This window comes from Devosia sp. ZW T5_3, from assembly GCF_044987315.1.
GTDB lineage: Bacteria > Pseudomonadota > Alphaproteobacteria > Rhizobiales > Devosiaceae > Devosia.
In genome coordinates this window covers 1-26,107 of the sequence record NZ_JBJDRE010000008.1, presented here as the reverse complement: position 1 = coordinate 26,107, position 26,107 = coordinate 1, and the positions used below count along the sequence as shown (strand labels likewise).

Here is a 26,107-nt window from a genome sequence, read left to right as displayed (position 1 = left end):
TGGCAATTTTGCGGCACTTCCGCCATATAGAGCCGATATGAACTTCCCATGGGCGAGGCAAAAGTGAACGGCGTGCCGTTTCTCAAGATGAACGGGCTGGGCAACCAGATCATCGTGGCCGATATGCGCGGCCGCGCCGATCGGGTGACGCCTGCTGCCGCTGTCGCCATTAATGCCACCGCCGGCACCAAGTTTGACCAGATCATGGCCATCCATGATCCCAGGACGCCCGGTACTGCCCATTATATCGAGATCATCAATTCCGATGGCAGCCTTGCCCAGGCCTGCGGCAATGGCATGCGCTGCGTCGTGCAGTTTTTGGCTTCGGAAAGCGGCCAGAAGACCTTCATGTTCGAAACGGTGGCGGGCCTGCTGTTCGGGGAAGAGCATGCGGACGGCATGATCACCGTCGATATGGGCACGCCAAAGCTCGCCTGGTACGACATTCCCCTGGCTGAAGAATTCGCCGATACCCGTCAGATCGAGCTGCAGATCGGGCCGATCGATGCGCCGGTGCTGCATTCGCCATCGGTCGCCTCCATGGGCAATCCGCATGCCACATTCTGGGTGCATGACGATGTGTGGAACTATGCCTTGGACCGGTTCGGGCCGATGCTGGAAAATCATCCGATCTTCCCCGAGCGGGCCAATATCTCCATCGCGCAGGTGCTGACGCCCGACCGCATCATCCTGCGCACCTGGGAACGCGGCGCCGGCCTCACGCAAGCCTGCGGCACTGCCGCCTGTGCCGCCGTGGTCAATGGCGCCCGCACCCGCCGCACTGCCCGCAAGGCAACCGTCACTCTCCCCGGCGGCGATCTGGTGGTGGAATGGCGCGCTGACGATCATGTCGTGCTGACCGGCCCGGCCGAGCGCGAATGGGTGGGCATGCTCGACCCCGCCACCGGGGGCTGGACCCGCGCCGAGGAAGCGGCCTGATGGCCGTCGAGACGCTGACATTTGGCTGCCGGCTCAATGCCTATGAAGCCGAGGTGATGAAGGCCGAAGCCGAAAAGGCGGGGCTGGACAATGCCATCATCATCAACACCTGCGCGGTGACGGCCGAAGCCGTGCGCCAGGCCAAGCAGGCCGTGCGCAAGGCCCGTCGCGACAACCCGGACGCCCGCATCATCGTCACCGGCTGCGCCGCCCAGACCGAGGCGCGCAGCTTTGGCGATATGGCGGAAGTCGATCTGGTCATCGGCAATAATGACAAGATGAAAGCGGCAAGCTACCAGCCCATGGTGTTCGGCCTGCCGCTGAACGACAAGGTGCAGGTCAACGACATTATGAGCGTGCGGGAAACCGCCGGCCACCTGATCGAGGGCATGGATGGCCGCGCGCGGGCCTTCGTGCAGGTGCAAAATGGCTGCGATCATCGCTGTACGTTCTGCATTATCCCGTTTGGCCGCGGGCCCTCGCGCTCGGTGCCGATGGGCATGGTGGTCGATCAGGTCAAAAAACTCGTCGCCAATGGCTATGGCGAAGTGGTGCTGACCGGGGTGGATATCACCTCCTATGGCCCCGATCTGCCGGGCACGCCGACCTTGGGCAAGCTGACCCAAGCCATCCTGCGCCACGTGCCGGACCTGCCGCGCCTGCGCATTTCCTCGATCGATTCCATCGAGGCGGATGAGGCGCTGTATGACGCAATTGCCAGCGATATCAGGCTGATGCCGCATCTGCATTTGTCGCTGCAATCGGGCGACGACATGATTTTAAAGCGCATGAAGCGCCGCCATTCCCGCGACGACGCGCTGGCCATCGTCGGCAAGCTGCGTTCTTTGCGCCCTGAAATGGTGTTCGGCGCCGATATCATTGCCGGCTTCCCCACCGAAACCGATGAAATGTTCGAAAATACCCGCCGCATCGTCAGTGAGGCGGACCTGACATATCTCCATGTCTTCCCCTATTCGCCGCGCGAAGGCACTCCCGCCGCCCGCATGCCGCAGGTCAACAAGCGGGTGGCGCGTGATCGCGCTGCCGTGCTGCGGGCCGAGGGCGAGGCGCAGTTCGCCAAGCTTTGCGCCAGCCGCGTCGGCGGAATCGAAAATGTGCTGATCGAGCGCGATGGGCTGGGCCGCACCGAACAATTCGTGCCGGTCGCCGTGCCCGGAGCGCAACCGGGCGAGCTGCTGGCCGTTCGCATCACTGCCACGGCCGCCGATGGCCTGGTGGGCGAAGCCCTGCGCGAGGCGGCGTAATCTCGCCGCGACGAATGACCTTAAAGGCGAATGCATGACCGACAAGAAGCCGGGATTTTTCAAGCGATTGTTCGGTGGCGAGATCAGCCAGCCGGCGCCGCAACCCGTGCCGCCGCCACAGCCGCAGGAGCTTCCGGTCGAACCGCCGCAGGAAGTCCCGCCGCCAATCGATCCCGTGCCCACACCGGCCGAACCGGTGCCGCCGGTCCCCGCGCCGGAACCAGAACCTGTGCCGGCACCGCAACCCGAGGAAATCCCGCCGCCCGGCCCGCCCGAGACGACGCCCGACTATCTTGACGCTGTCGAGGAAACGGCCCGTGCCGAGCGCGATATCGTGGTGGCGCCGCCGCCTGTCGTGCCCCAGGCACCAGTGCAGGGTTGGTTCGCGCGCCTCGCGTCCGGCCTTAAGCGCTCCTCCGATCAGCTCAGCGGCTCGATCACTTCGGTCTTCACCAAGCGCAAGCTCGATGCGGCGACGCTGGATGAGCTGGAAGATGTGCTGATCCAGGCCGATCTGGGCATGGAAACGGCCACGGCCATTACCGAAACGCTGCGCCGCGACCGCTTCGACAAGGATGTCACCGGCGAAGATGTGCGCGCCGTGCTGGCTGCCGAGGTGGAAAAGGTGCTGGGGCCCGTCGCTCGCCCACTGGTGATCGATCCCGGCCAAAAGCCCTTCGTCATCCTGATGATCGGGGTCAATGGTTCGGGCAAGACCACGACGATCGGCAAGCTGGCGCAGAAATTCGCCGCCGAGGGCAAGTCGGTCATGCTGGCGGCCGGCGATACGTTCCGCGCCGCCGCTATCGAGCAATTGCAGATCTGGGGTCAGCGCACCGGCGCGCCGGTGATCGCCCGGCCGGCCGGCTCGGATGCTTCGGGCCTCGCCTTCGATGCCATGACCCAGGCGCAGGCCGAAGGTCGCGATATTTTGATCATCGACACGGCCGGCCGGTTGCAGAACCGCGACGAGCTGATGAACGAGCTCGAAAAAGTCATCCGCGTGATCAAGAAGGTCGACCCGTCCGCGCCCCACGCCACGCTTTTGACGCTGGACGCCACCACCGGCCAGAACGCCATGCGGCAGGCCGAAGTCTTTGGCCAGCGGGCCGGTGTCACCGGGCTGGTGATGACCAAGCTGGACGGCACGGCGCGCGGCGGCATTCTCGTGGCCATCGCCCAAAAGTTCGGTCTGCCGGTGCATTTCATCGGCGTTGGCGAGGGCGTGGATGACCTTGAACCCTTCGCCGCCGCCGATTTTGCCCGCGCCATTGCCGGCCGCGAGTGAGGCTTGGCCGCAATCTTACCACGCTGGCAGGCTAAGCGCCTGCTTGCATCATTACGCGCCTGCGCCCACATTGCGGCAGTGCCGAACTTGAAGAACCGAAAACCGCATGACCGAAAAAACCGCCGAAGCTGAGGTCAATTGGGACGAGCTGCGTCCCCAACTCATCAAGATGGGACTGGAACTCGGTCCGCTGATCGTCTTCTTCATCGCCAATGCGCGAGCCGATATCTTCGTCGCCACGGCCTGGTTCATGGGCGCGATGGTGGTGTCGCTGGTGCTGACCTGGGCGATCCTCAAAAAGATCGCCATCATGCCGCTGGTGACCGGCGCGGTCGTGCTGGTGTTTGGCGGGCTGACGCTGTGGCTGCAGGACGACACCTTCATCAAGATCAAGCCGACCATCACCAATTCGCTGTTTGGCGCGGTGCTGCTGGGCGGATTGCTGTTCGGCCATTCGCTGCTGAAATATGTGTTTGGCGACGTCTATAAGCTGCGCCCCGAGGGCTGGAGCAAGCTGACGCTCAATTGGGGCATTTTCTTCTTTGTGCTGGCCATTCTCAACGAGGTGGTCTGGCGCGGCGGCAATGCCTATTTCCCCAATGACCCAAAGGCCGCAACAGACCTCTGGGTCGCCTTCAAGGTCTGGGCCACCATGCCGCTGACCGTGATTTTCTCGATCAGCCAGGTGTCGCTGCTGAGCAAATACGCCGCCACGGAGGAGCCCAAGCATGTCCCGCCCATCGTGGTCGAGAGCTAGGACCGGCGCCTAACCAAAAAGCCCGATCACCAACCCGTCGATCAGCAACACGGCCAAGAGATAGCCGCCATTGATTGCGGTGAGACTCCACGGCCGGCCTTCGTAGCGATGGTTGAGGATCATCGCGGTGAGGACAAAGCCCACCCACATATGGGCGCCGACGAGCAAGCCATTGCCCACATTAATCGCCCCGGTCAGCGCCGGAGTGAGCAAAGCGATGAAATAGGCCATGACGAACAACACAATGGCCGACCAGATGAAGGGCGTATAATCGCCCTGCTTCATGTCCTCGACCTTCTTGCCGATGCCAGCGAGCCATGGCTTGGACAGCAGCGTGTACCAGCCGGCGCCGAAGCCGAAGCTGACAATGGTAGCGACAATGACGGCCAGCCAATTGACGGCAAAATGCGACATAGCGATCTCCCCCGAAAGCGCGGTTTGCGCCGGGAGAGATTAGCGCCGCTCAGGTCGCGCTGAAAGCGGGGATCAGAGCCCGCCCATCTTGCAGATAAAGTCCCACTCGGCGTCGCTGACCTTGGAGACCGACAGGCGGGAGAGCTTGACCAGTTCGAGGTTTGCCAGCTCCGGTGTGGCTTTGACGGTGGCTAGCGTCACCGGCTTGGGCAGGGGCTTGACCGCTTCCACATCAACGCATTCCCAGACGACCTGACCCTTGTCATTGAGGTCGGCCGTGCTGTCGGGATGGGCGAGCGCGATCACCTTGATGATGCCCACGATCTCCTTGCCGATATTGGAATGGTAGAAAAACGCCAGGTCGCCCAGCGCCATGGCCCGCATATTGTTGCGCGCCGTGTAATTGCGCACGCCGTGCCATTGCTCGGGCTCGCCGCGCTTGGTCTTGGCCATCATGTCATCGAAGGAGAAGACATCGGGCTCGGACTTCATCAACCAATAGGCCATTGCATCAGTCCTTCTTGGTCATGTTGTTGATCGCCAGCCGCCAGGGCTTGATTTCGTAGCTGCCAAAAATGCCGGCATCAATAAAGGGATCGGCCATGAAGCTGGCCGTCGCATCCTCGATGGTTTCAGCCTCGATGACCATCAGCGAGCCTTCGGGCGTCCCGGCCTCGCTCAGCAGCGCGCCGGCCAGCACCAGCTTGTCGCCCAGGCTGTTGAGGTGGTCCAGATGCACTGGGCGCACGGCGGTGCGCTGCTCGCCACTACCCGGCTTGTCCTTGGCGATCATGGCAAAAAGCATCGACTAATCCTCGCGTTTGAGCGGGCGGGACATCAGCCCCGCCACCACTGTGGCAATATCGGCTCTGCCGCTGAGCACAGCCTCGACGGCATGCACCAGCGGCGCATCGACTCCAAGGCTTTTGGCCAGGGCATCGGCGACGGGCGTCGTCGCGACCCCCTCGGCCAGCTTGGCGCCCCCGGCAATGATCTCTTCCACCGTTTGGCCGCGTCCCAGCGCCATGCCGAACTGATAATTGCGCGACTGTACCGAAGTGCAGGTCAGCGTCAGATCGCCGAGCCCGGCTAGGCCGGTCAGCGTGGTGGCCGAGCCGCCCATGGCGGTGACCATGCGGGCCATTTCGGCATAGGCGCGGGCGATCAGCGCCGAGCGGGCCGAGGCGCCGAGATCTGCGCCTTCCACGGCGCCACAGGCCAGGGCGTAGACATTTTTTAGCGCCCCGGCGACTTCGACACCGATACGGTCATCGGCGGCATAGGGGCGGAAGCTGGGGCCGGCCAGGGCCAAGGCCAATGCGGAGGTTTGGGTGGCGTCGTCACCCGCCAGCGTCACGGCGGTCGGGCGGCCTGCAGCGACATCAGCAGCAAAGCTGGGGCCGGAGAGTACGAACGGGATGGCCTCAGGCGCCATGTCGAACAGGATTTCGCTCTGGCGGTCGAGCGTGCCGGTCTCGAGGCCTTTGGCCGAGAGGATCACCGGCTTGCCCACGAGCAGATCAGGCGGGATGGCGCCCAGTGCAGCGCGGCTGGCTTGGGCCGGTACGGCGAGAATAACGATATCGGCTGGGCTGGCCTCTGTCGAAGCGATGATGTTGTGGTGCAGCAGCTGTGCGCCGAGATAGCGGGCATTGGTGTGGTTGGTGTTGATCTCATTGACCTGCGCGATGTCGCGCGCCACCAGCGACACGCTGCGGCCCGCCATGGCGGCGGCCTGTGCTAAAGCCGTGCCCCAGGCGCCGCCACCGATGACGCTGACGGTTTCAAGCGGCATCGGGCACGACCTTCATGTCTGGCAGATCGAGTGGCCAGCGGGGGCGGGCGGTGAAATCGAGGTGATCGGTCGCGCCCAAGGCAAAGCGCTCCGCGCCGGCCCAGGCGACCATGGCGCCATTGTCGGTGCAGAGCGCAATTGGCGGCACGATCAGCGTTGCGCCGGCTGCGGCACAGGCTTTGTCGAGCGCTGCGGCGATAGTGCGATTGGCGGCGACGCCGCCGGCGACGACCAGCTGCGGCTTATGGTCCGGCAATTCGGCCTTGAACCGCGCCAATGCCTGCCCGGCGCGGACCGAGACGACCTCGGCCACGGCGGCCTGAAAGCTGGCGGCGATATCGGCCACGTCCTGGTCCGAGAGCGGCGCCAGCGCCTCGGCCTGCAGCCGCACGGCGGTCTTGAGGCCGGAGAAGGAAAAATCCAGCCTTGCTTCGCGCAGCAGCGGACGGGGGAATTTGAACCGCTTGGGATCGCCCGATTTGGCTGTGGCTTCCACCGCCGGGCCGCCGGGATGGCCTAGCGCCAAGAGCTTGGCGACCTTGTCGAAGGCTTCGCCCAGGGCGTCGTCGATCGTGGTGCCCCAGCGTTCATAATCGCCGACGCCGCGCACCAGCACGAATTGGCTATGCCCGCCCGAAACCAGCAGCATCAGATAGGGGAATTGTACCCCATCGATCAGCCGCGCTGTGAGCGCATGGGCTTCGAGGTGATTGACCGCGATCAGCGGCTTGTCGAGTGCGGCGGCCAGCGCCTTGGCGGTGGTGAGGCCCACCAGCACGCCGCCGATCAGCCCCGGTCCGGCGGTGGCCGCGATGGCATCGACATCACCCAGCTTAATTCCGGCCTCGCGGCAGGCCTGGGCGATGATATGGTCGAGATAGGTGACATGGGCGCGGGCGGCGAGCTCGGGCACGACGCCACCGAAAGCGGCATGTTCATCGAGCTGGCTGCGCACCACATTGGAGCGAATCACGGCCTTGCCCGCGGAATCGCGCACGACTATGGAGGCCGCAGTTTCGTCGCAGCTGGTCTCTATGCCTAGAATGGTGGCTTGCGCTTGCCGGGTCACGACGAAGTGGTTACTCCCTGAAGCATCGCGCGGAAAGTGGGAGCCAGGTTTCCGCCAGAACGATGCGACGTAAAAGTCGAGCCTTTGCCTACTATAGGACGCCAAGAGATTGCAATCGTCAGCCCCCTTCGCCCGGATCGGAACACGCGGTAGCCCGCTGGCACTGGCACAGGCACGGCTGGTGCGGAAGTTATTGTCAGAGGCGCATGGCGTGCCCGAGGATGACATCGCCATTCAGGTGATTTCGACCGGTGGCGATCGCAGTCAGGCCAGCAATGCCAGCCTGATCGAAATCGGCGGCAAGGGCCTGTTCACCAAGGAAATCGACGAGGCCATGCTGGCTGGCGTTGTCGATATCGGCGTGCATTCCTCCAAGGATGTGGCAACGCGCCTGCCCGATGGCATTGCGCTGGCAGCCTTCCTTGAGCGCGAGGACGTGCGCGACGCCTTTATGTCGGTGACCGTACAGAGCCTCGATCATCTGCCCGAAAATGCCAAATTCGGCACTTCCTCCATCCGCCGGGCGGCGCAGGTGCTGCGCCAGCGGCCAGATCTCGAGATCGTGCCCTTCCGTGGCAATGTCGGCACGCGGCTGCAAAAGCTGCTTGATGGTGTGGCCGACGCGACCATGCTGGCGGTAGCCGGGCTCAATCGGTTGGGCGAGGGGCATCGGGCGACGGCTTTACTTGACCCCGAAATCTTCATGCCGGCACCGGCCCAGGGCGCCATCGGCATTGCTGTGCGTCCGGACGACACGCGAATTGCCGATCTCGTCTCGGTGCTCGATCACGCCCCAACCCATACGTCTATTGCTGCTGAGCGCGCCATGCTGGCCGTGCTGGATGGCTCCTGCCGCACGCCGGTTGGGGCATTGAGCCGGCTTGAGGGCGGCACTTTGACGCTGAAGGGGCAGATACTGAGCCTTGATGGCAAGACTGCCTTTGACAGCGAAGCGACTGGGACCGATCCTTTGGCATTGGGCAAACAGGTCGGTGACGACCTGATCGCCCAGGCCGGCACCGAATGGCTGGCGCAATGGGCTGCTACATGACGGCAATGCTGGTCACCCGCCCCGAGCCGGATGCGCAATCGAGTGTGCTCAAGCTGGCGGCTTTGGGGATTGAGGCTGTTGCCGCGCCGGTCATGGTGCGCCAGACGCTCGACAGCAGCGTGCCGCCACCGGAGGGCTTTGCCGCCATGGTGCTGACCAGCGCCAATGGCGTGCGTTCGCTGGCCGATCGGGGGCTGGTCGAACAATATCGGCATTTGCCGGTTTTCGCCGTAGGCGACCGGACGGCGTTTGAAGCGCGCGAACATGGCTTTGCCGAGGTGACCAGCGCCAAAGGCGCCTTTGCCGATCTGGTCAATCTGATTGCCCGGGCGCGGCTCAGCGGCCCGGTTTTTTACCCGGCGGGCAAGCATCAGAGCGGCGATCTGGGCAAGGCGCTGGCGCCATTTGGCGTGATGGTGGCCACGGCACGACTCTATGAGATGGTGGCGCTGGATAGCCTGCCGGAAGAGACTCTGACTGGCCTGGCTGATGGCTCGATCAGCGCCCTTCTGGTCTATTCGCGCCGCACCGCCGAGATTTTTGCCCGGCTGGCCGGCCAGCTCGACCGGACCCGGCGCAGCGCCATTGCCATGCTCGCCATGTCGGAAGCGGTGGCCGAGCCCTTGCTCGAAAATCACTTCAATCGCATTAGCCTCGCCGACCGACCCGACGAAGATGGCATGATGACGCTCGCACTGGCTTTTGCCCGCGAGCAAACTGGGCCATGATCGGCACCAAGAACCAAGGAGTCCGCGCATGGCCGACCCAAAGGGCAACGACCCCAAAGCGACCCAAGGCAAAGCAGCCGACAATCCGGCTGTAGCCAAGCCCGAACCGGCGAAATCCGGCGCGGTCCGGCCGCCTGTGCTCGACCTGCAGGCGCGCGAGACCGGGGCTGGTGCCAAAAAGCCCGAGACGCCGCGCGAGCCCGTGGACAAGCCTGCCGCCGAAAGTGTTCGCGAGACGCCCAAGCCGAGCTCCAGTGCTCCGCCGCCTCGTGCCAGCTCACCCGTGCTGCCCGCCATCGCTGGCGGCGTGCTCGGTCTTGCTGCGGCCTATGGTCTGGCCTGGTTCGGCCTGTGGCCGACCACGCCTGCTCCGACACCGGCCGCCGACCCGCGGCTGGCCCGATTTGCCAGCGCCATTCCCGAACTCGAAACGGTGACCAATACGACCCAGTCGGAATTGGCGACCCTGACGCGGCGTGTGGCCGGACTCGAAAGCAACGGACCGGCAAGTTCCAGCGCCGAACCGGTCGACCTCGCGCCGATCCAGACCGAGATTTCAGCCCTGACCCAACGCATCGACACTTTGGCAAATGCCCCTGCTGCGCCGGGGGATACAACAGCTGTTGAGGGGCTACGCACCGAATTGGCGGGCCTGACGACGCGGCTTGATGAACTGGGTGCCCGGCTGGGCAGTGCCGAGGCCAATCTGCGCAATCTCGACACCACGGTGAGCCAGACCTCGGCAACGCTGGCCGACCAGCCCAGCGACATCGGCGCCGTGCTGCAATTGCCGCTGATTCTGTCGAGCTTCGAAGCGGCCTTTTCAACTGGCCGGCCCTATGAAACCGAATTGGCCGCCCTGCGCGCTGCCGTGCCGGATGCAACGATCCCGACCAGCATCGCCAATGCGGCAGCGAGCGGTCTGCCGCGGCCCGACGTCATCGCGCAGCGCTTTGCCGATGTGCTGCCGGCCATCCTGGCTGGGCGCCCCGCCGATCCGTCCGCCGGCTGGCAGGATGGTGCGGTGGACTGGTTCCGCTCGGCCATCGCCCTGCGACCGACCGGCGAGATGGAGGGCGATTCGCCCGATGCCATTGCCTCGCGCCTCGAAGGGGCGATTGCCCGACGGGATTTCGCCGCTGCGAAAACTCTGTTCGATAGCCTGCCCGCGCCCATGTTGAGCGCGGCGGGCGATGTTCCGGCTCTGGTGGCAACGCAGGCGGAAGCGGCGAGTTTCCTTGAACAATTGCGCGCCCAGGCGCTGGCCGGTGAGGTTCGCCCATGATCCGGCTCGCCTCCTGGATGATCGGCAGCCTGGTCGTGGCGGCGCTGGCCGCCTGGATGATCGCCCTGCCGGGCACCTTGACGCTGGAAGTGGCCAATTATCGCATGCAGCCCCGGCTGGGCGCGGCCATTGTCATGTTCCTCATCGTGGCGCTGGTCATCATTTTCGTCTGGTCGCTGATCCGCCGCGTGTTGACGGCGCCGCGCGCCATGGCCCGCCGCAATCGCGAAAAGCGCCGGGAACAGGGTGTCGAAGCCCTGTCCGACGCCATTGTCGCGCTGCAGGCCGGCGATCCGGCCCGCGCCCGTGCGCTAGCGCGCGAGGCCCAGTCCCGTCTGCCCGCCAATGCGGCGGCCCGCCTGCTCGAAGCCCGTGCCGATCTGGCTTTGGGCGATATGTCCGCCGCTCGCGAGCATTATCGCGCCCTGATCGCCAGCGAGAAAACCGCTGTGGCGGCGCTGACCGGGCTTTACGATCAGGCCCGCGCCCAGCATCGCCCCGAGGCCGCGCTGACCTTTGCGCGTAAGGCGCTGACGCTGGCACCAACCAGCGGCTGGGCGGCCGAGGCCGTGTTCGATGACCTGACCAAGCGTGGCCAATGGGCCGAAGCGGTCGCCATGGTCAATGCCGAGGCTGCAACCAGCCGCGAAGCCCGCGCTGCCAAGCGCCGCCGCCAGGCGGTGATCGAAACCGCCCGCGCCCGCGAAGCCGAGACCAGTGCGCCGCTTTCGGCGCTCGACCATGCCTTGACTGCGCTCAAGCTCTTGCCCGATTTCGTGCCGGCGGCCCTGATTGCCGCGCGCATCCACATCAATCGCGGCGAAACGCGCAAGGCGATGAGCCTGTTGCGGCGCATCTGGCGCTCCACCGGCCATCCCGATATTGCCGCGCTTTATGCCCATGCCCAGCCCGGCGCTTCGGCGATCGACCGGCTCAAGCGGCTGGGCGAAATCATCGAGGTTCCACCGCCGCATCGTGCCGCCGGCATGGCGCTGGCTCGCGCGGCGATCGATGCCTATGACTGGCCGCTGGCGCGCAAGGCGCTGGAACCCTTTGTCGGGGCCGATGCCACCCAGGGTGTCGCCAGCCTCATGGCCGAAATCGAGGAAGGCCAATCGGGCGACCAGGGCAAATCCCGCGAATGGCTGGCCCGCGCCGTACGGGCGCCGCGTGATCCGGCCTGGACTGCCGATGGCCTCGTCAGCGACGAATGGGAGCCCATCTCCCCGGTCACCGGCCGGCTCGATGCCTTTGAATGGAAGGTGCCCGTGGCGCTGACCGGGCGGGCCGTGCAACCGGCCACGCCAGCCGGTTTGCAATTGCCTGGTGCCGACCCCGCCTTGCCTCTTGCACCGGCAGAAAACCCAACGTAAAAGACCCAGCGTTCCGCTGCGGCGGACGGGCCGCTTTAGCTCAGTTGGTAGAGCACATCATTCGTAATGATGGGGTCAGGTGTTCGAGTCACCTAAGCGGCACCATAATTCTCTCTTTCATCACGGGCTGGTCGCTGTCCTCTCTTGCGGAGGCCATGGCGACATGCCGGCCCCAAGGACAGCGCAGATGACCGAAAAGACCCCCCTGCCGACCAAGCTCATCGTGCTGCTGGCCTTCGACAAGGGCGAGGATGGCGAGCTGTTCCCCGCCTTTGAAGCGCGCGAAATGCGCGACGAATCCACGGCCATGCGCACGGGCCGCGATCTTGCCGGCAAGCATGCCGGGGTGATTGCCTGGTCGCGCTCGGCCGATCTGGTCAATGGCGAATTCGGCGATCCCGTCGTGCTGTTTCAGCATGGCGATGTGCCGGATATGGACTGATTTTCGCCAGCCTAGCCGAGCCGCCGATTGGCCTGAACCAGGCGCCGCGGTGCATTGAGCCGGCCGATCAGCTCGGCAATGTCGCGCGCCGGTAGCGGACGGCTGAAGAAATAGCCCTGCACCTGCTGCACCTTTGTGTGTTCGAGCACCCTATCGAGCTGGGCTTCGGTTTCGACGCCCTCGGCCACGACGATGAGGTCGAGATCACGCCCCAGGCGCGCCACATTGGCCAGCAGCTGCAGCGATTTTTCATCGCTGGCGATATCGGCCACGAAGGAGCGGTCGATCTTGAGCTTGGTGAAGGGCAGCGCATGCAAATAGCTCAGCGACGAATAGCCGGTGCCGAAATCATCGAGCGCAATCGCCACGCCCTTGGCCGCCAGCGCGGTCAGCAGGCGCTTGGCGATGTCATGCTCTTCGATCACCGCCGTTTCGGTAACTTCGATCTCGAGCCGTGATGGCGCCAACCCGCAGCGCGCCAGCGCCTCTTCGATCACGGCCATCAGGTCGACGCCGCGGAAATCGCGCGCCGAAATATTGACCGCGACGCTCACCGCCCCCGGCCAGGCACTGCACTGCTCGATCGCCGTGCCGATCACCCATTCGGTAATCTGGGAAATCAGCCCCATTTCCTCGGCCAGGGGAATGAAGGTTGAGGGCGCGACAAGGCCCAGTTCGGGGTGATCCCAGCGCGCCAGCGCTTCGCAGGCCACCACCTTGCGCGTGGCGATATCGACCAGCGGCTGGAAGGTGAGGGTCAATCCGCCATGCTGCACCGCCTCGCGCAGATCGGCCTTCAGCCGCTGGCGGTAATGATAGTCGATATCCATCTGCGCGTGGAAAATCTGGCTCCTGGCCTTGCCATCGCCCTTGGCCGAATAGAGCGCCAGATCGGCCTTGGTCATCAGATCGTCGAGCCCATCATCGGCATTGCCGCTGGTGACCAGGCCAATGCTGACATTGGCCTGCAGCACCATGCCATCGAGCTCGAACGGGGTCGCAAAGGCTTCGAGCAATGCCTGGGCGTCGCTATTGGCCTGCGCCGTATCGGCAATGGCGCCGCGATAGACGACGAATTCATCACCCCCCAGCCGCGCCAGGATGGCGTCCACCGGCACGGTCGCGCGCAGCCTTTGCGCGACCTGCCGCAACAGGTGATCGCCCACAATATGGCCGAACGTGTCGTTGACATGCTTGAAGTCGTCGACATCGATGATCATCAACGCCACCGCCCCGCCATCCAGGCTCGATCGGCGGCTCGCAATATGTTCGGCCGCCAATTCACCGAAATAGGTGCGGTTGGGCAGCCCCGTCAGCGCATCATGCCGCGCCATGAAATGGATGCGTTCCTCGGAACTGACGCGGGAGCTAATATCTTCGAGCAGCAGCACGCAGCGCTCCAACCGGGCGCTCACGGTAACTTCGTAATAAAGCCCCTCGGGAAGGCTGAGCAGCACCTTGCCCGATTGGCGCCTGGTAATCAGGTCGAGCAGGCGATCCACCGCCATGCGCGGCAAATGACCGTTTGCACCCATGTCAGTCAGCGTGGCGGCGAAGGAATTGCCCATCAGCTTGGGCGCGCCAAGCCTGGCAAACAGCCGGACCGCCCGCTCATTGACCACGCAGACCACGCCCGCTTCGTCCAGCATGCACAGCCCGTGTTCGAGCGTGCTCATGGCCATGTCGAGTTCGGCTGCCAGCCGGGACGCTTCGATCCGGCCATGCACGGCGCTGAGCAGGATGGCGCGAATGTCGCCCGCCAGCTTGCGAAAGCTCGACAGCATCACGCCCAGCAGCCCCGCCAGCACGATATAATAGCCGCCGCCATGCAGCGCATAGCCAGCCGCCAGCGGCACGGTGACCAGCACCAATTGAATGGTCACCAGCCGGTCGAGCCCGAAATTGCGCGCGCAAATGCCCACCATTGCCGCAATCGAGAGCGCGGCGCTGGCCATGGCGGCAAACGGATCCCGCACCACGGCCATCGAAACAAAGCACCAGATGCCATAGACCAGCGCCAATAGCCCGCCGCTGAGCACGGCCCGGTTTTCCCAATATTCGGCCGCCGACGCATCGTCGCCGTCAATGGAAGCCCGCCAGAAGGCCCGCATATCGGCATAGCGGAACAGCCCGATGATAACGAAGGCGAGGGTGACCAGGGCCAGGGCGGGCGAGCTGGCGCTGTGGGCGGTGAGGGCGGCGGTGAGCGCAGCCGTAAAGGTGCCCAAAAGCATCGCCCGCCTGTCGCCATAGACGGAGCGGATGATGGACACGTAATCGAGCGCCGGCATCGATTTTCGGGCCGAGGTAAGCACCTGCTATCCCCAATATGTCGGGCCGATATGAGGCGCCCGAGGCATTAAGATCGCCTTGCTGGCGCCTTATGGGGATCTTGTGCCGCTTACTTTCCGTTGAGAAAGGTGAACAAGGCTTTAACGAAGACCTGGCCGGGGCATCGCCTTGGAAGCGTCGCTTTGGCCTTCTAGGCTTATGACAACAGGCAGCAAGAGGAGTAGGGACATGGTTGAAAAGCTGGTGGGCAAGGCACGCGAGGATGGTCTCAAAACGCTCAATGGCTGGGTCTATGACGATGCCGCCGGGGCAATCAGCCACGCCTTCAAGTTCAAGGATTTTTCCGAGGCCTTCGCCTTCATGGCCCGCGTGGCCCTTGCCGCCGAGAAGGCCGGCCACCACCCCGATTGGTCCAACAGCTATAATAGCGTCACTATCACGCTTTCGACCCACGACGCCGGCGGGCTGACGGAAAAGGATATTGCCCTGGCCCAGGCCATCGACAAGATCATGGCCTAGACGCCATCAATGGAAATTCCGTCCGCCCGGTAGCGCGGCATAAGCCTCGCGCCGGGCTTTTTCGATCTCGAGCAGGGCCTGCCGGTCGCGGCCCGGTGGGGAGCCGGATCGAGCCTCGTCACCATGCGCCAGCATGCGGGTGCCGATATCCTGGCCGTGCGAGAGATCGAGCAGATGGCTGGTCATATCGGTCAATTGCTCGGCAATGATGTGGATGACCAGCCCTTCGCGCTGCAATTGGCCGCGCACCGCCAGCATGCGGGCGCCCAGAATGGTTTTGCGATTGGCTTCGAACACCTTTGGCCAGATCACCACATTGGCAATGCCAGTCTCGTCCTCGAGCGTAGCAAAGATCACTCCGCTGGCCGTGCCCGGCCGCTGGCGCACCAGCACCAGCCCCGCCACCTCGATCCGGCTACCGGGTTTGATATCCTTGAGCTGATCGGACCGGGTGGTGCGGCGGGCATCCAGAATTGGCCGGATGAATCGCAGCGGATGCCCTTTGAGCGAAAATGACAGCGTCGAATAATCATGGATGACCTCTTCGCCCGGCAGCATCTTGGGCAGGTCGGCCTCGATATCCCGCGCCGTCTCAACCCGCCCAGCCGCTTCGAATAGCGGCAGGGTATCGGCGCCATGCGTGCCGATCAGTCCCTTGACCGCCCAAAGCGCCTCCCGCCGCGGCAAACCAAGCGAAGCAAAGGCATCGGCCCGAGCGAGTTTTTCGAGGGCGGCAATGGGGATTTGGGTGCGCAGCCACAGATCGCGCACCGAGTCATAACCGCTGCCTCGGCGGGCGACGATGAGGTTGATATCGGCATCAGCTAGCCCGATGGCATGGGTAAGGCCCAGCCGAATGGCTTTGGTCGAGTGGATGTCGTCCCGCATATCGGCATGCTGTGGCCAGAGATGGTCCTTGGCATGGTGGCTGCCATCTTCCAGCACGCATTCAAGATCGGAGAGGTTCACATCGACCGGGCGGACCTCCACCCCATGTTCGATAGCATCGCGAATGATCTGGCTGGGTGCGTAAAACCCCATGGGTTGGCTATTGAGCAGGGCAGTCGCGAAGACATCGGGATAATGGCATTTGAGCCAGCAGGAGGCGTAGACCAGCAGTGCAAAGGACGCCGCATGACTCTCAGGGAAACCGTATTCCGCAAAGCCCTTGATCTGGGCGAAGCAGCGCTGGGCAAATTCGAGGGGATAGCCATTGCCGGTCATACCGTCGAGGAAGCGCTTCTCGAAAATCTCGATCTTGCCGGTTCGCCGCCAAGCCGCCATGGCGCGTCGCAGCTGGTCGGCCTCTCCTGCCGAGAAACCGGCCCCGACAATGGCCATCTGCATGGCCTGTTCCTGAAACAGGGGTATGCCTTTCGTGCGCTCCAGCACTTCATCCAGCTCGTCCCCCGGCTTGGGCGCCCAGGGCTCAGTGCCATCGCGGCGCTTGAGATAGGGATGCACCATGCCGCCCTGGATCGGGCCGGGCCGGACAATGGCGACCTCGATGACCAGATCGTAGAATTCAACCGGCCTGAGCCGCGGCAGCATCGACATCTGCGCCCGGCTTTCAATCTGGAACACCCCAATCGTATCGGCGCGATGCGTCATGGCGTAGACGCGATCCTTGGAAAACGGGCCCCGGCCTTTTTCCTCGGCCAGCAATTGGGTGAGCTCGATGTCCTGCTGGTAATGCACCTTCATCAGCTCGAAGCCGCGCCGCAGGCAGGAGAGCATGCCCAAAGCCAGCACATCGACCTTGAGAATGGCCAGGGCGTCGATATCGTCCTTGTTCCATTCGATGATATTGCGGCTTTCCATGGCCGATTTACCGATGGGAACCAGGCTTTCCAGCGAATCCCTCGTGATGACGAAACCGCCGACATGCTGGCTCAGATGGCGCGGAAAACCGCGCAGCACTTTGACCACTTCGAACATCTGCGCCAGCACGGGATCGTCCGGATTGAGCCCGATGGCCGTCACCCCGGCCAGATCGAGACTGGAGCCCCAGCCCCAATGGAGCTGGTTGAAGGCGTTGATCGTGTCGTCGGAGACGCCAAACACTTTGGCCGTTTCGCGGATGGCGCTTTTGGAGCGGTAGGAGATGACATTGGCCGTCAGGCCGGTGCGCTTGCCGCCATATTTTTGGTAGACATATTGCATCACCTCCTCGCGCCGTTCGTGCTCGAAATCGACATCGATATCGGGCGGCTCATCGCGCTCGGTGGAGATGAAGCGGCCAAACACCAGATTGGCATCTTCCGGATTGACCGCGGTGATCTCGAGGCAGAAACAAACCGTGGAATTGGCCGCCGATCCGCGCCCCTGGCACATGATCTTGCGCTGGTAGCGAGCATACATGACGATGTCATGCACGGTCAGGAAATAGGCGGCATAGCCCTTATAGGCGATGAGGCAGAGTTCGGTCCAGATCGAGCGTTTGAGCTTGTCCGACAGTCCGTTGGGATAGCGCTTCTCCGCTCCCGCCCAGGTCAGCCGCTCCAATGTCTGTTGCGCGGTTTCGCCATCGCCGATGGTTTCTTCGGGGTAATTATATTTGAGCTGATCGAGCGAAAAATCGATGTGGGCGATGAAGCGCTGCGTTTCAGTGATGGCATTGGAATGTTCGGCAAAGAGCCGGGCCATTTCCTGGGCCGGCTTGAGATGCCGTTCGGCATTGGCGGCCAGGTGCCAGCCGGCGGTTTCGAGGGTGAGGTGCTCGCGGATGCAGGTCACCACATCCTGCACCATGCGCCGGTCTGGCTCGTGATAGCGCACGTCATTGCTGGCCAGCATGGGCGCGCCATGGCGCTTGCCGAGCTCGTTGATGCGGTTGAGCCGGGCCCGGTCATGGCCATCAAAACGCACCGAACCGGCAACCCAGATACGGCCACGCGCCAGCGTGGTCAGCTGTTCCAGCACCTGTTCGGTGCGCCCCCAATCATTCTCATCGGGGATGAGGATGAAAAGCTGGTCCTGCGCGTAATTTTCCGTCGGCCCCTGCTCGGTGGCCGAGCCGGGATCGCCGGAGCCGAACAGATCGGCAAAATAGAGTATCGGCTTGCCCTTTTCGCCGCGTTGATTGGCTGTTGTCAGCAGCTTGCAGAGCCGGCCATAGGCGAGCCGATTGCTGGGATAGGCGATGATATCGGGCGTGCCATCGGCAAAGCAGAGCCGCACGCCGACCAGATAGCGGAACTCGGGATGGGTGTCCTTGAGATCGCGGGCCACGACATAGCCACGCACCACCCCGGCAAAGCTGTTGCGATCGGTGAGGCCAAAACCGGTATGCCCCAGATGGATGGCGGCATGCACCAATTCTTCGGGGTGCGAGCCGCTATGGAGGAAGGAGAAATTGCTGGTCGAGACCAGTTCGGCAAAGGCGGCAGGCTTCGGTCGGGCGCGGGGACGGGGCCGCTCGGATTGCGGCAGTTGGACGATCTGGCTCATGGGAAAATCCCATGCAGATACCAGGCAATGTCGCTCTGGGTCGGATCGAGCCCCTGCCGGTAAATCCAGAAGCGGTGGCCGTCGGCATCCTCGGCGACATAATAATCGCGCGTCACCGCATCGGGAGCAAACAGCGCGAGGTCGGGAATGTAGGGCTGTTGCTCGCCCTTTTTGGGCACGTCCAGCGGTACCAATTGCAGCCGCTGGCCGCTGCGCCACCATTCGGCGCCCAGCCGTTCGGGGCCGGAGGCCTTGATCAGCTTGTAGCTGACCCGCCGCCAGATCATGGAGGCGGGCAGGCCATCGGGCACTTCGGCATTGATGAGAATGGCTTCGGGCGCCGGCAACAGGCGCAGCGGCCGGACGATACCGGGCCGGGGGTCAGTTTCACTTTTGCCATGGGCAATGGCCGGCACCAGGCGCGCGGCGCGTTCGGGAATGTGACTGGCCTGAAATTGCGTGCGCAACACCGCCATGGGGCCCAGCCGGCTGCTCATCCGGTCATGCAACTGGTCGAGATCCTCGGTCACATCGCGCTGGGTAAAGGCCCCCAATTGCGCGGCATCGAGTTCGCCCACCGAACTCACCGCCAGCCGGATCATGTCGATGCCGAAGCCGGCATCATAGGCGCCTTCCAGCCGTTCCGAGCGATGGGTGAAGAGCTTGGTGATATGCTCGGGGTCGCGGCTGAGCCGGGCGGAATTGACCGAAAGGGTCATCACCTGATGATCGACGCGATAGAGGAAAAGATGAAAGGCCTGCCCGCCCAGGCCTTCGGTTTCAAGGCGAATGGCCAATTGGATGGCCAGGTCATGGGCGGTCATCAGCACATCGTCCATCAACCCGATCGGGTCGGCGAAACGGCGTTCGGCATAGCGCTCGGCGGGGGGAAGGCGCGGCGTCATGCGCTCTTCGATCTGCCCACAGGCCTGATCGAGCCGCAGCAGCAGGCTGGCGCCGAACCTGGCCTGTAGCGGCTTGCGCTCGCGGGTCCGCAATTGGCCGATACTCTTGAGCCCCATCTGGGTGAGCCCGGCAATCTGGGCCGCGTCGAGCCGCAAAGCGGCGGCAGGCAGGGTATCGAGCACAGCATCGAGATCGATGGTTTCCACCACCTGGCTGCGGGCAAAATGGCTGACGGCCCAGGCCGCCCCTATGGTGGGCGCAATGGCGCCGGAAACGGCATAGCCAAGTTCGCGCAGCCGGGTCAGCAGCATGCGCAGCATGGCCCGCTCGCCGCCAAACAGATGGGCGACCCCGGTAATGTCGAGCACCAGATCGCCATAGGCTGTGACATCGCTCATCACCGCGACCAGCGGACTGGCATTGGAATGCCAATCGGCAAAATCGGCGAAGGCGGCTTCAAGCAGGGGTCGGTCCAGTTCAAGAACCATGAGGCCCGGCACCATGGCGCGGGCATCGGCCAGGTTTTGTCCGACGCTGAGCCCGGCCCGGCCGGCTGCGGCATCAATGGCGGCAAGCCGCAGGCCGCCCTTGATGCGCTCATAAAGTGCCATTGGGCCAGTGAGCTTGCTGTCACGCCGTTTCAGATAATCCGTGGGCCAGGTGGGCAGGAACAGCACGAGGAAGCGGCGCGCCGGCAGCATGCCGGTTTGCAGCCCTATTTGCAGGGTCGAGCGTTGTGAATCCATTTTGCGTCCAGCCTAAAAGCCATTCGGTTTGCTGGGTGAGCAGCACCCCCTTCTCCAACTGAACCCGCCAGCGCAGCGGGCCGGGGGCAAGATGATCGAAGCGTTTGCGGGCGCTGAGCGTGGGGGTGAGAAGCCAGCGCAGATGCGCCGCGCTGGCCTCTCTTCCAGTGCCGTAGCGCAGAAGCAGAAACGAAGTCCCCGCACTGGCCGCCCGCATACTCAGGCGGCGGCTGGCGGTGAAGTCGAGGATTTTGGGGTGGTCGGCGATATCGGCGATGACGGCGGCGACGGCCTTGCAGGCCAGGGCCTCCTCGGCGGCCCAGAGCAGTTCCACCATAGTGGTGGGGCGCACCAGGATGAGGGACGCGGGATCAAAGCCGAAACTGGCAAGGCCCGGCCCATAGGGCAGGCCCATTTCCTGGGCATGTTTGCTCAATTGCAGATAGATGACGGCGAGACGTTTTTCGCTGAGCAGGCTTTTGGCCTGGGCCAGGGCAAAGCCGAGCGCGGCGCCGCTATTGCGCCGCTCATCGGTGAAAACCTCCTGCAGCAATCCACCGGCCAGGCGCGGAAACCCTTCGCCCGGCTCGGCCGCCAGCATGGTGCGCCGATCGGCCAGCACCGGTTTGCGCTCGATATCGGCAATAGTGTCGCGCAGCGCGGCAAGGCGCTGTTGTCGATCAGGCAAGCTCATGGAGCCGACCTTTCTGTTGTGAACAAAACAGGAACAATTAGACTCCGTTTGGCGGCAGAGTCGAGTCCTTTTTGTTGGGATGGGCTGTGGCGGGACTGCATCAATGCCGGTCAAGACCGCGTGACCCGGCCGCCCCGGCCATTGAGAGAATCCCAAGGCCTGCTATCTGTTTGAGGCCTGCCTTCCGGCGCGCACCCGTTTTATCGCCGCGCCCCAGAGGAGGCCATGCCATGTTCGAGGCCATTACCCGCCTGTTCAACAAGCCGGAAAACGAGCTTTCCGATCACGATCCCAAGCTGGCCGTCGCGGCGCTACTGGTACATCTGGCCTCGGTCGATGGCCAGATCAATGCGGTGGAGCGCAAGGCGATCCATGGCGCGTTGATGGACCATTATAGCCTTGATGAAGCAGCGGTGGATAGATTGGTGGAACAGGCCGCCTTGCGCGACGCCGAAGCGGTGGATTTTTACCACTTTACCTCAAGGCTCTCGAGTCTGCCCGATAGCGACCGCATCGAGATTATCCGCATGATGTGGATGGTGGTGTTTGCCGACAGCAAGAACCACGAGCTGGAAGACAACATGGTCTGGCGCGTCGCCGAATTGATCGGCGTCTCGAGCCGCGACCGCACCATATTGCGCAACCAGATCGGCAAGGCCGAACAGGCCTAGCCTACCAGGCCTTGAATTCCCCGATCGTCTCGATTTCGTCCTTGGCGCAATCGAACTTGCCGGATTTGTCGGCAGCCTCGCGTGCCAGCTCATTGGCATTGTCATTGGCCAGGGCATCGATATAGGCGATGTGGCAGCTATTGCCATCGGCAAGCTGGGTCACCACCAGCACCTGCCCCTTGTTTTCCCCGCTTTCGGGATCGGCCGTGTGATAGCGCACGATCGTAGCAATCGGCAGCCAGCGGCCCGAGGCATTGGAGAGACGCCATTCCAGCTTTGGCCCGAGTTCGTTGAACGGCCCGAGGGTTTGGCCGCGCGGCTCCTTGTCGATATTGAAGCCATAGCGGATGGAAAAGCGCAGGTCGCCCTCGCTGACCAGCATGGGATAGCCCTTGTAGCCGGGGCAGGACCATTGGGTGCCGAAATCGTCTGAATCGAGCACCAGGCATTGGTTGAGATCCAGATCGGTATAGGCGCTGTTGAAGGCGGCATGAGCAGGCGCCGCGAGGAGCAATGGCAGGCAGGCGCCCAGCAAAATCGGCTTCATGGCATTTTTCCTTCCAAGGACAAGTTTTTGCCGCGAGCAGCGGGAACAAACGGCACGCAGCCAAACTGGCTTGCTTTTGCGGCCCGTTCTGGGCAACAAAAGCCCCAATTTCGTCCCCCTCGATGAACGGACCTTGAACGCACATGAATATCGACGCGATCCCAATCGGCAAGAACCCGCCCGACGACCTCAATGTCATCATCGAAGTCCCCCTGGGCGGCGAGCCGATCAAGTATGAGATCGATAAGGCCAGTGGTGCGCTCTTCGTCGATCGTTTCCTCTATACGCCCATGCGCTATCCCGGCAATTACGGCTTCGTGCCCCATACGCTGTGCGGCGATGGCGACCCGCTCGACGTCATCGTGATGAATTCGCGTCCCCTGGTGCCCGGCGCCGTGGTGCGCTCCCGCCCCGTCGGCGTGCTGTTCATGGAAGACGATGGCGGCCAGGACGAAAAGATCATCGCCGTGCCGGTTTCCAAGCTCACCCGCATGTATGACAATATCCTCGACATCGAGGATTTTCCCGAAATCCAGCTCGAGCGGGTCAAGCATTTCTTCACCCATTACAAGGATCTCGAGCCCGGAAAATGGGCCAAGATCGACCGCATCGGCAACCTGGCCGATGCCCGCAAGGTGATCCTGGATTCGATCGAACTGGCCAAGACGCAGAAATAGGCTTTGGCGCTGAGACGGGGGCCTCGCTGCCCCCGTCATATCCTGGCCGTATCCATGCGGCATGTCGGGCCGCAACCAGCGGAGGGCTCGATGAAAACTGTATGTGCAACGCTTTTGGCGATTGGCCTGGGCACCAGCATGGCCACCGCGCAAGAGCCACCGTCTCCCGATATTGCGCAGATTCTGAGCCAGCGAATCGACGCCGACAAACAGGGTGTCGGTATTGCCGTGGGGCTCGTCGATGGCGCTGAAACCAGCTTTGTCGCGCATGGCGTGCTTGCCGCCGATGGCGCGCCGGTCGACGAAACCACCATTTTCGAGATCGGCTCGATCACCAAGATCTTCACCAATCTGCTGCTGGCCCAATTGGTGCTGGACGGGCAGATGGACATCGACAAGCCCGTCGCGGATTATCTGCCCGCGGGCACGGCACTGCCCGATTATCAGGGGCAGGCGATAAGTCTGTTCGATCTGGCGACGCAGAGTTCGGGCCTGCCGCCGATTCCGCCCGAACTGGCGCTGGCCGATCCGGCCAATCCCTATGTGGCCTACACAGCCGACAATCTGGCAGCGTTCCTCTCCGCCTACGATCTGCCGCGGGCGCCGGGTACGCAATATGAGTATTCCAATATCGGCATCGCCCTGTTGGGCCAGGCGATCAGCCATGTGGCGGAAAAGCCCTATGCCGAATTGGTCGAGGAGCGGATTTTGATCCCGCTGGGCATGGCCGACACCACGCTCATCCCGGCGGATGCGGCGCGCTTTGCCAGCGGCCACAACCGGATGGGCGAGGCTGTGCCGCATTGGGATTTCGATGTGTTTGCCCCGGCCGGCGCCTATCGCTCGACCGCAGCCGACATGGCCAAGTTCATCGCCGCGGCGAGCGGGCAGACCGACACGGCGCTCAAGCCGGCCTTCGAGCTGATGCTGGCCAGAACCCGTCCCGCCGGCTCGCCCAATATGAGCATCGGGCTGGGTTGGATGATCCTCAAGCATCCCGGCGGCGAGATTGTCTGGCACAATGGCATTACCGGGGGCTTCAATGGCTTTGCCGGCTATGACCGGGCAAGTGGCAAGGGCGTGGTGGTGCTGGCCAATCAGGTGAGCCAGACCGGCATCGAGGATATCGGCTTTCACCTGCTCGATCCGAGCCTGCCGCTGGCGCCGCAGCCCACGCCGCGCCAGCAGGTCGAGATCGATCCCGCCGTGCTGTCCGATTATGTGGGCGAATATCAGCTGGGGCCCGAATTCAACCTTACCGTGACGACGGAGAACGGCCGGCTGTTCGTGCAGGCCTCGGGGCAAGGGCGGCTGGAAGTGTTCCCGGAATCGGAGACGAGCTTCTTCTCCGGCGACGTCGATGCCCAGATCAGCTTTGAGCGCGATGCGACAGGGGCGGTGAGCGGGCTGGTGCTGCATCAGAACGGACAGGATATTGCGGGGCGCAAGCTGTGAGCGGGCGGATCGTCATTCTCAACGGCACGCCACGGGCCGGAAAATCCTCCATCGCTGCCGCCATGCAGCAGCACCTGCCCGGGCGCTGGATCAATCTGGGCGTCGATGCGCAGAACAAGACCTTGCCGCCCGACCTGCTGCCCGGCATCGGCCTCCGGCCCGGTGGCGAGCGGCCGGACCTCGAGCCCAATGTGACCCCGCTTTATCTGGCGCTCTATGGCGCCATCGCCGCTCATGCGCGGCAGGGTTTCGATGTGGTCGCCGATCTCGGGCATCATGATGATTACTCGCATCCGCTCGGCATCCTGCCGCAATGCGCTCGACTGCTGGCGGGCCTGCCAGTGCTGTTTGTGGGGGTGCATTGCCCGATCGAGGTGATCATGGCGCGGCGCAATGCCGATCCGCAAAGCGGGCTTTATGTGGGCGGCGATAGCGTGCCGGCGCCGGTGCTGCGCTGGCAGGACGCCGTGCATGTGCCGGGCATTTATGACGTGAGCGTCGATAGCGGGGCAATGTCGCCGGACGACTGCGTGGCGGTGATTGCCGAGGCGTTGCAGGCGCCGAAGCGGCCGAGCGCGTTTGAGGTGCTGGCGGGAATGTGAGCCGCCCGACAACGTGATTTGCCGCCGCCCGGTCCGAGGCGCACCCTCGCCGGCGGAAGGAGGGCCGATACAATGAGCATGTTGCGAAATGCCGTCGGCATTGTCTTGCTGGTGATCGGCGCGGTCTGGGTGTTGCAGGGCGCCAATGTATTGACCGGAAGCGCCATGTCCGGTCGCAATCAATGGCTGGTCGTGGGCCTGTTGATGGCCGTGGCAGGCGTGGCCCTGCTGTGGTGGAACCGGCGTGCGGGCCAGCGCAGAATGCTGGCTGACCCGGCCGGAGATCAGGCGCGCAGGCGATAGGTCTGCACGATATTGCCCTTGGACGTGATGGTGCTGTCAGCCAGGGTGAGCCGCGTCGTCGGATCGCCCGGCTCGAACAGGTGCCGGCCCGTGCCGGCAATCACCGGATGGGTGATCAGCGTCAATTCGTCGAGCAGGCCGGCAAACAGCAGCTGCCGCACCAGCGAAATGCCGGCCATGGCGCTGATCTCGCCGCCCTGCTGCGCCTTGAGCGTACGCACGAAATCGAACAGCTCGCCCTCGATCAGGCTGGCATTGCTCCAACCAAGCGGTCCCTTGAGCGTGCGCGAGGCGACATGCTTGGGCACGCCATTGATGAAATTGCCAAAATCCCCATCCTGAGTGGATTGAGGCCAAAAGCCGGCCCATTCCTGGTACCCCACCCGGCCCATTAATACCGTATCGACCTTGCCCATGACGCTGCCGAGCAATTGGCCCAGCTCGGCGTCGAACGCATCGAATTGCCAGAGATTGGGGGCTTCCACGATTCCATCGACCGAATGAAACAGCCCGGCTGTCAGTTTACGCATGATGTTTTCCTTCCCTGTGCCGGCGGCCAAACTGGCCGCCCTTCGCTGTCACGACGAATGGCATGCGGCGGTTTCGACGGGGCGCGCGAAATTTCGGGCGTGCAGAGGCGCCGCCTGGCGCGGTTATCGACTGGACGGACGGACCCCGAGACGGCATTCGCCTCGTGAGAGTAAAAAATGAGACGGACGCCGCCTCGGGGTGCCGGGACTTTCTCGGACGGCGCGATCGCAGACCCCAGCGTTTGCCGTAGCGCCCGCCCGATGGCCTCGTCCGCTCGACCCGGAGCGGACGAGGCCATCGGGCGGGCG

Annotated in this window: 26 protein-coding genes and 1 tRNA gene; 16 read left to right on the top strand and 11 right to left on the bottom strand. The window is 63.6% G+C overall.

The window, feature by feature from the left end; translation table 11 throughout:
* Positions 1-48: 48 nt before the first annotated feature.
* From dapF to ACI3KW_RS11445, 4 genes are all read left to right on the top strand, one after another.
* Positions 49-939: a diaminopimelate epimerase gene (gene dapF / locus ACI3KW_RS11460; RefSeq protein ID WP_404848181.1), complete on the top strand. Its 891-nt coding sequence runs from the start codon at positions 49-51 to the stop codon at positions 937-939.
* Entirely contained in the window at positions 939-2,204 is a 1,266-nt protein-coding gene (gene mtaB / locus ACI3KW_RS11455) for a tRNA (N(6)-L-threonylcarbamoyladenosine(37)-C(2))-methylthiotransferase MtaB (protein WP_404848180.1), read from the top strand. The genes dapF and mtaB overlap by 1 nt, the downstream gene beginning before the upstream one ends.
* A gap of 34 nt (positions 2,205-2,238) precedes the next feature.
* A complete protein-coding gene (gene ftsY, locus ACI3KW_RS11450; RefSeq protein WP_404848179.1) occupies positions 2,239-3,492 on the top strand; it encodes a signal recognition particle-docking protein FtsY in 1,254 nt (417 codons plus the stop codon).
* Positions 3,493-3,598: 106 nt separating this feature from the next.
* Positions 3,599-4,249, top strand: a complete 651-nt coding sequence (locus ACI3KW_RS11445; protein WP_404848178.1) for a septation protein A — start codon at positions 3,599-3,601, stop codon at positions 4,247-4,249.
* 9 nt (positions 4,250-4,258) lie between these two features.
* On the opposite strand, the gene ACI3KW_RS11440 is transcribed toward ACI3KW_RS11445, so the two are convergent.
* The 5 genes from ACI3KW_RS11440 to tsaD form a co-directional block, all read right to left on the bottom strand.
* A complete protein-coding gene (locus ACI3KW_RS11440; RefSeq protein ID WP_404848177.1) occupies positions 4,259-4,663 on the bottom strand; it encodes a DUF1761 domain-containing protein in 405 nt (134 codons plus the stop codon).
* Positions 4,664-4,735: 72 nt separating this feature from the next.
* Positions 4,736-5,170, bottom strand: coding sequence for an EVE domain-containing protein (locus tag ACI3KW_RS11435; RefSeq protein WP_404848176.1), 435 nt, complete (start codon positions 5,168-5,170; stop codon positions 4,736-4,738).
* A gap of 4 nt (positions 5,171-5,174) precedes the next feature.
* Complete coding sequence (locus tag ACI3KW_RS11430; protein WP_404848175.1) at positions 5,175-5,468, bottom strand: YciI family protein; 294 nt, start codon at positions 5,466-5,468, stop codon at positions 5,175-5,177.
* A gap of 3 nt (positions 5,469-5,471) precedes the next feature.
* The gene (locus ACI3KW_RS11425) at positions 5,472-6,458 is read right to left on the bottom strand and encodes an NAD(P)H-dependent glycerol-3-phosphate dehydrogenase (protein WP_404848174.1); all 987 of its coding nucleotides are present in this window, start codon (positions 6,456-6,458) and stop codon (positions 5,472-5,474) included.
* Entirely contained in the window at positions 6,448-7,503 is a 1,056-nt protein-coding gene (gene tsaD, locus ACI3KW_RS11420) for a tRNA (adenosine(37)-N6)-threonylcarbamoyltransferase complex transferase subunit TsaD (RefSeq protein WP_404848335.1), read from the bottom strand. The genes ACI3KW_RS11425 and tsaD overlap by 11 nt, the downstream gene beginning before the upstream one ends.
* A 133-nt stretch (positions 7,504-7,636) precedes the next feature.
* Between tsaD and hemC the strand changes: the two genes are divergently transcribed.
* From hemC to ACI3KW_RS11390, 6 genes are all read left to right on the top strand, one after another.
* Positions 7,637-8,578, top strand: coding sequence for a hydroxymethylbilane synthase (gene hemC / locus ACI3KW_RS11415; protein ID WP_404848173.1), 942 nt, complete (start codon positions 7,637-7,639; stop codon positions 8,576-8,578).
* Positions 8,551-9,306, top strand: coding sequence for a uroporphyrinogen-III synthase (locus ACI3KW_RS11410; RefSeq protein WP_404848172.1), 756 nt, complete (start codon positions 8,551-8,553; stop codon positions 9,304-9,306). Before hemC ends, ACI3KW_RS11410 begins: the two co-directional genes overlap by 28 nt.
* Positions 9,307-9,334: 28 nt before the next feature.
* On the top strand, positions 9,335-10,591 hold the full coding sequence (locus ACI3KW_RS11405; RefSeq protein ID WP_404848171.1) for a COG4223 family protein: 1,257 nt from the start codon (positions 9,335-9,337) through the stop codon (positions 10,589-10,591).
* Positions 10,588-11,964 (top strand): heme biosynthesis protein HemY, encoded by a 1,377-nt coding sequence (locus ACI3KW_RS11400; RefSeq protein ID WP_404848170.1) that lies wholly within the window; start codon positions 10,588-10,590, stop codon positions 11,962-11,964. The genes ACI3KW_RS11405 and ACI3KW_RS11400 overlap by 4 nt, the downstream gene beginning before the upstream one ends.
* 29 nt (positions 11,965-11,993) lie before the next feature.
* Positions 11,994-12,069, top strand: a tRNA-Thr gene (locus ACI3KW_RS11395).
* Between the two features lie 82 nt (positions 12,070-12,151).
* The gene (locus tag ACI3KW_RS11390) at positions 12,152-12,406 is read left to right on the top strand and encodes a hypothetical protein (RefSeq protein ID WP_113123436.1); all 255 of its coding nucleotides are present in this window, start codon (positions 12,152-12,154) and stop codon (positions 12,404-12,406) included.
* Between the two features lie 11 nt (positions 12,407-12,417).
* Here the strand turns inward: ACI3KW_RS11390 and ACI3KW_RS11385 are convergent, their stop codons facing one another.
* Positions 12,418-14,721 (bottom strand): putative bifunctional diguanylate cyclase/phosphodiesterase, encoded by a 2,304-nt coding sequence (locus ACI3KW_RS11385; protein WP_404848169.1) that lies wholly within the window; start codon positions 14,719-14,721, stop codon positions 12,418-12,420.
* Between the two features lie 205 nt (positions 14,722-14,926).
* On the opposite strand from ACI3KW_RS11385, the gene ACI3KW_RS11380 reads away from it, so the two are divergent.
* Positions 14,927-15,217: a 4a-hydroxytetrahydrobiopterin dehydratase gene (locus ACI3KW_RS11380; protein WP_404848168.1), complete on the top strand. Its 291-nt coding sequence runs from the start codon at positions 14,927-14,929 to the stop codon at positions 15,215-15,217.
* 6 nt (positions 15,218-15,223) lie between these two features.
* Here the strand turns inward: ACI3KW_RS11380 and ACI3KW_RS11375 are convergent, their stop codons facing one another.
* Genes ACI3KW_RS11375 through ACI3KW_RS11365 form a run of 3 tightly spaced genes read right to left on the bottom strand, consistent with a single transcriptional unit; the run spans position 15,224 to position 21,013 of the window.
* Positions 15,224-18,667: an error-prone DNA polymerase gene (locus ACI3KW_RS11375; RefSeq protein WP_404848167.1), complete on the bottom strand. Its 3,444-nt coding sequence runs from the start codon at positions 18,665-18,667 to the stop codon at positions 15,224-15,226.
* Entirely contained in the window at positions 18,664-20,319 is a 1,656-nt protein-coding gene (locus ACI3KW_RS11370) for a Y-family DNA polymerase (protein ID WP_404848166.1), read from the bottom strand. Before ACI3KW_RS11370 ends, ACI3KW_RS11375 begins: the two co-directional genes overlap by 4 nt.
* Entirely contained in the window at positions 20,204-21,013 is an 810-nt protein-coding gene (locus ACI3KW_RS11365) for an ImuA family protein (protein WP_404848165.1), read from the bottom strand. The genes ACI3KW_RS11370 and ACI3KW_RS11365 overlap by 116 nt, the downstream gene beginning before the upstream one ends.
* A 230-nt stretch (positions 21,014-21,243) precedes the next feature.
* On the opposite strand from ACI3KW_RS11365, the gene ACI3KW_RS11360 reads away from it, so the two are divergent.
* The gene (locus ACI3KW_RS11360) at positions 21,244-21,684 is read left to right on the top strand and encodes a TerB family tellurite resistance protein (RefSeq protein WP_404848164.1); all 441 of its coding nucleotides are present in this window, start codon (positions 21,244-21,246) and stop codon (positions 21,682-21,684) included.
* A 1-nt stretch (position 21,685) separates the two neighbouring features.
* On the opposite strand, the gene ACI3KW_RS11355 is transcribed toward ACI3KW_RS11360, so the two are convergent.
* Positions 21,686-22,231 carry a hypothetical protein gene (locus tag ACI3KW_RS11355; RefSeq protein ID WP_404848163.1) on the bottom strand — a complete coding sequence of 182 codons (546 nt, stop codon included), beginning with the start codon at positions 22,229-22,231 and terminating at the stop codon, positions 21,686-21,688.
* Positions 22,232-22,374: 143 nt separating this feature from the next.
* Between ACI3KW_RS11355 and ppa the strand changes: the two genes are divergently transcribed.
* The 4 genes from ppa (at position 22,375) to ACI3KW_RS11335 (ending at position 25,268) form a co-directional block, all read left to right on the top strand.
* Positions 22,375-22,908, top strand: coding sequence for an inorganic diphosphatase (ppa, locus tag ACI3KW_RS11350; protein WP_113123443.1), 534 nt, complete (start codon positions 22,375-22,377; stop codon positions 22,906-22,908).
* A 90-nt stretch (positions 22,909-22,998) separates the two neighbouring features.
* The gene (locus ACI3KW_RS11345) at positions 22,999-24,363 is read left to right on the top strand and encodes a serine hydrolase (RefSeq protein ID WP_404848162.1); all 1,365 of its coding nucleotides are present in this window, start codon (positions 22,999-23,001) and stop codon (positions 24,361-24,363) included.
* Complete coding sequence (locus ACI3KW_RS11340) at positions 24,360-24,965, top strand: chloramphenicol phosphotransferase CPT family protein (RefSeq protein WP_404848161.1); 606 nt, start codon at positions 24,360-24,362, stop codon at positions 24,963-24,965. The genes ACI3KW_RS11345 and ACI3KW_RS11340 overlap by 4 nt, the downstream gene beginning before the upstream one ends.
* A gap of 72 nt (positions 24,966-25,037) precedes the next feature.
* On the top strand, positions 25,038-25,268 hold the full coding sequence (locus ACI3KW_RS11335; protein WP_262171006.1) for a hypothetical protein: 231 nt from the start codon (positions 25,038-25,040) through the stop codon (positions 25,266-25,268).
* Here the strand turns inward: ACI3KW_RS11335 and ACI3KW_RS11330 are convergent.
* On the bottom strand, positions 25,250-25,798 hold the full coding sequence (locus ACI3KW_RS11330) for a dihydrofolate reductase family protein (protein WP_404848160.1): 549 nt from the start codon (positions 25,796-25,798) through the stop codon (positions 25,250-25,252). The two genes, ACI3KW_RS11335 and ACI3KW_RS11330, sit on opposite strands and share 19 nt — an antisense overlap.
* Between the last annotated feature and the right edge of the window lie 309 nt (positions 25,799-26,107).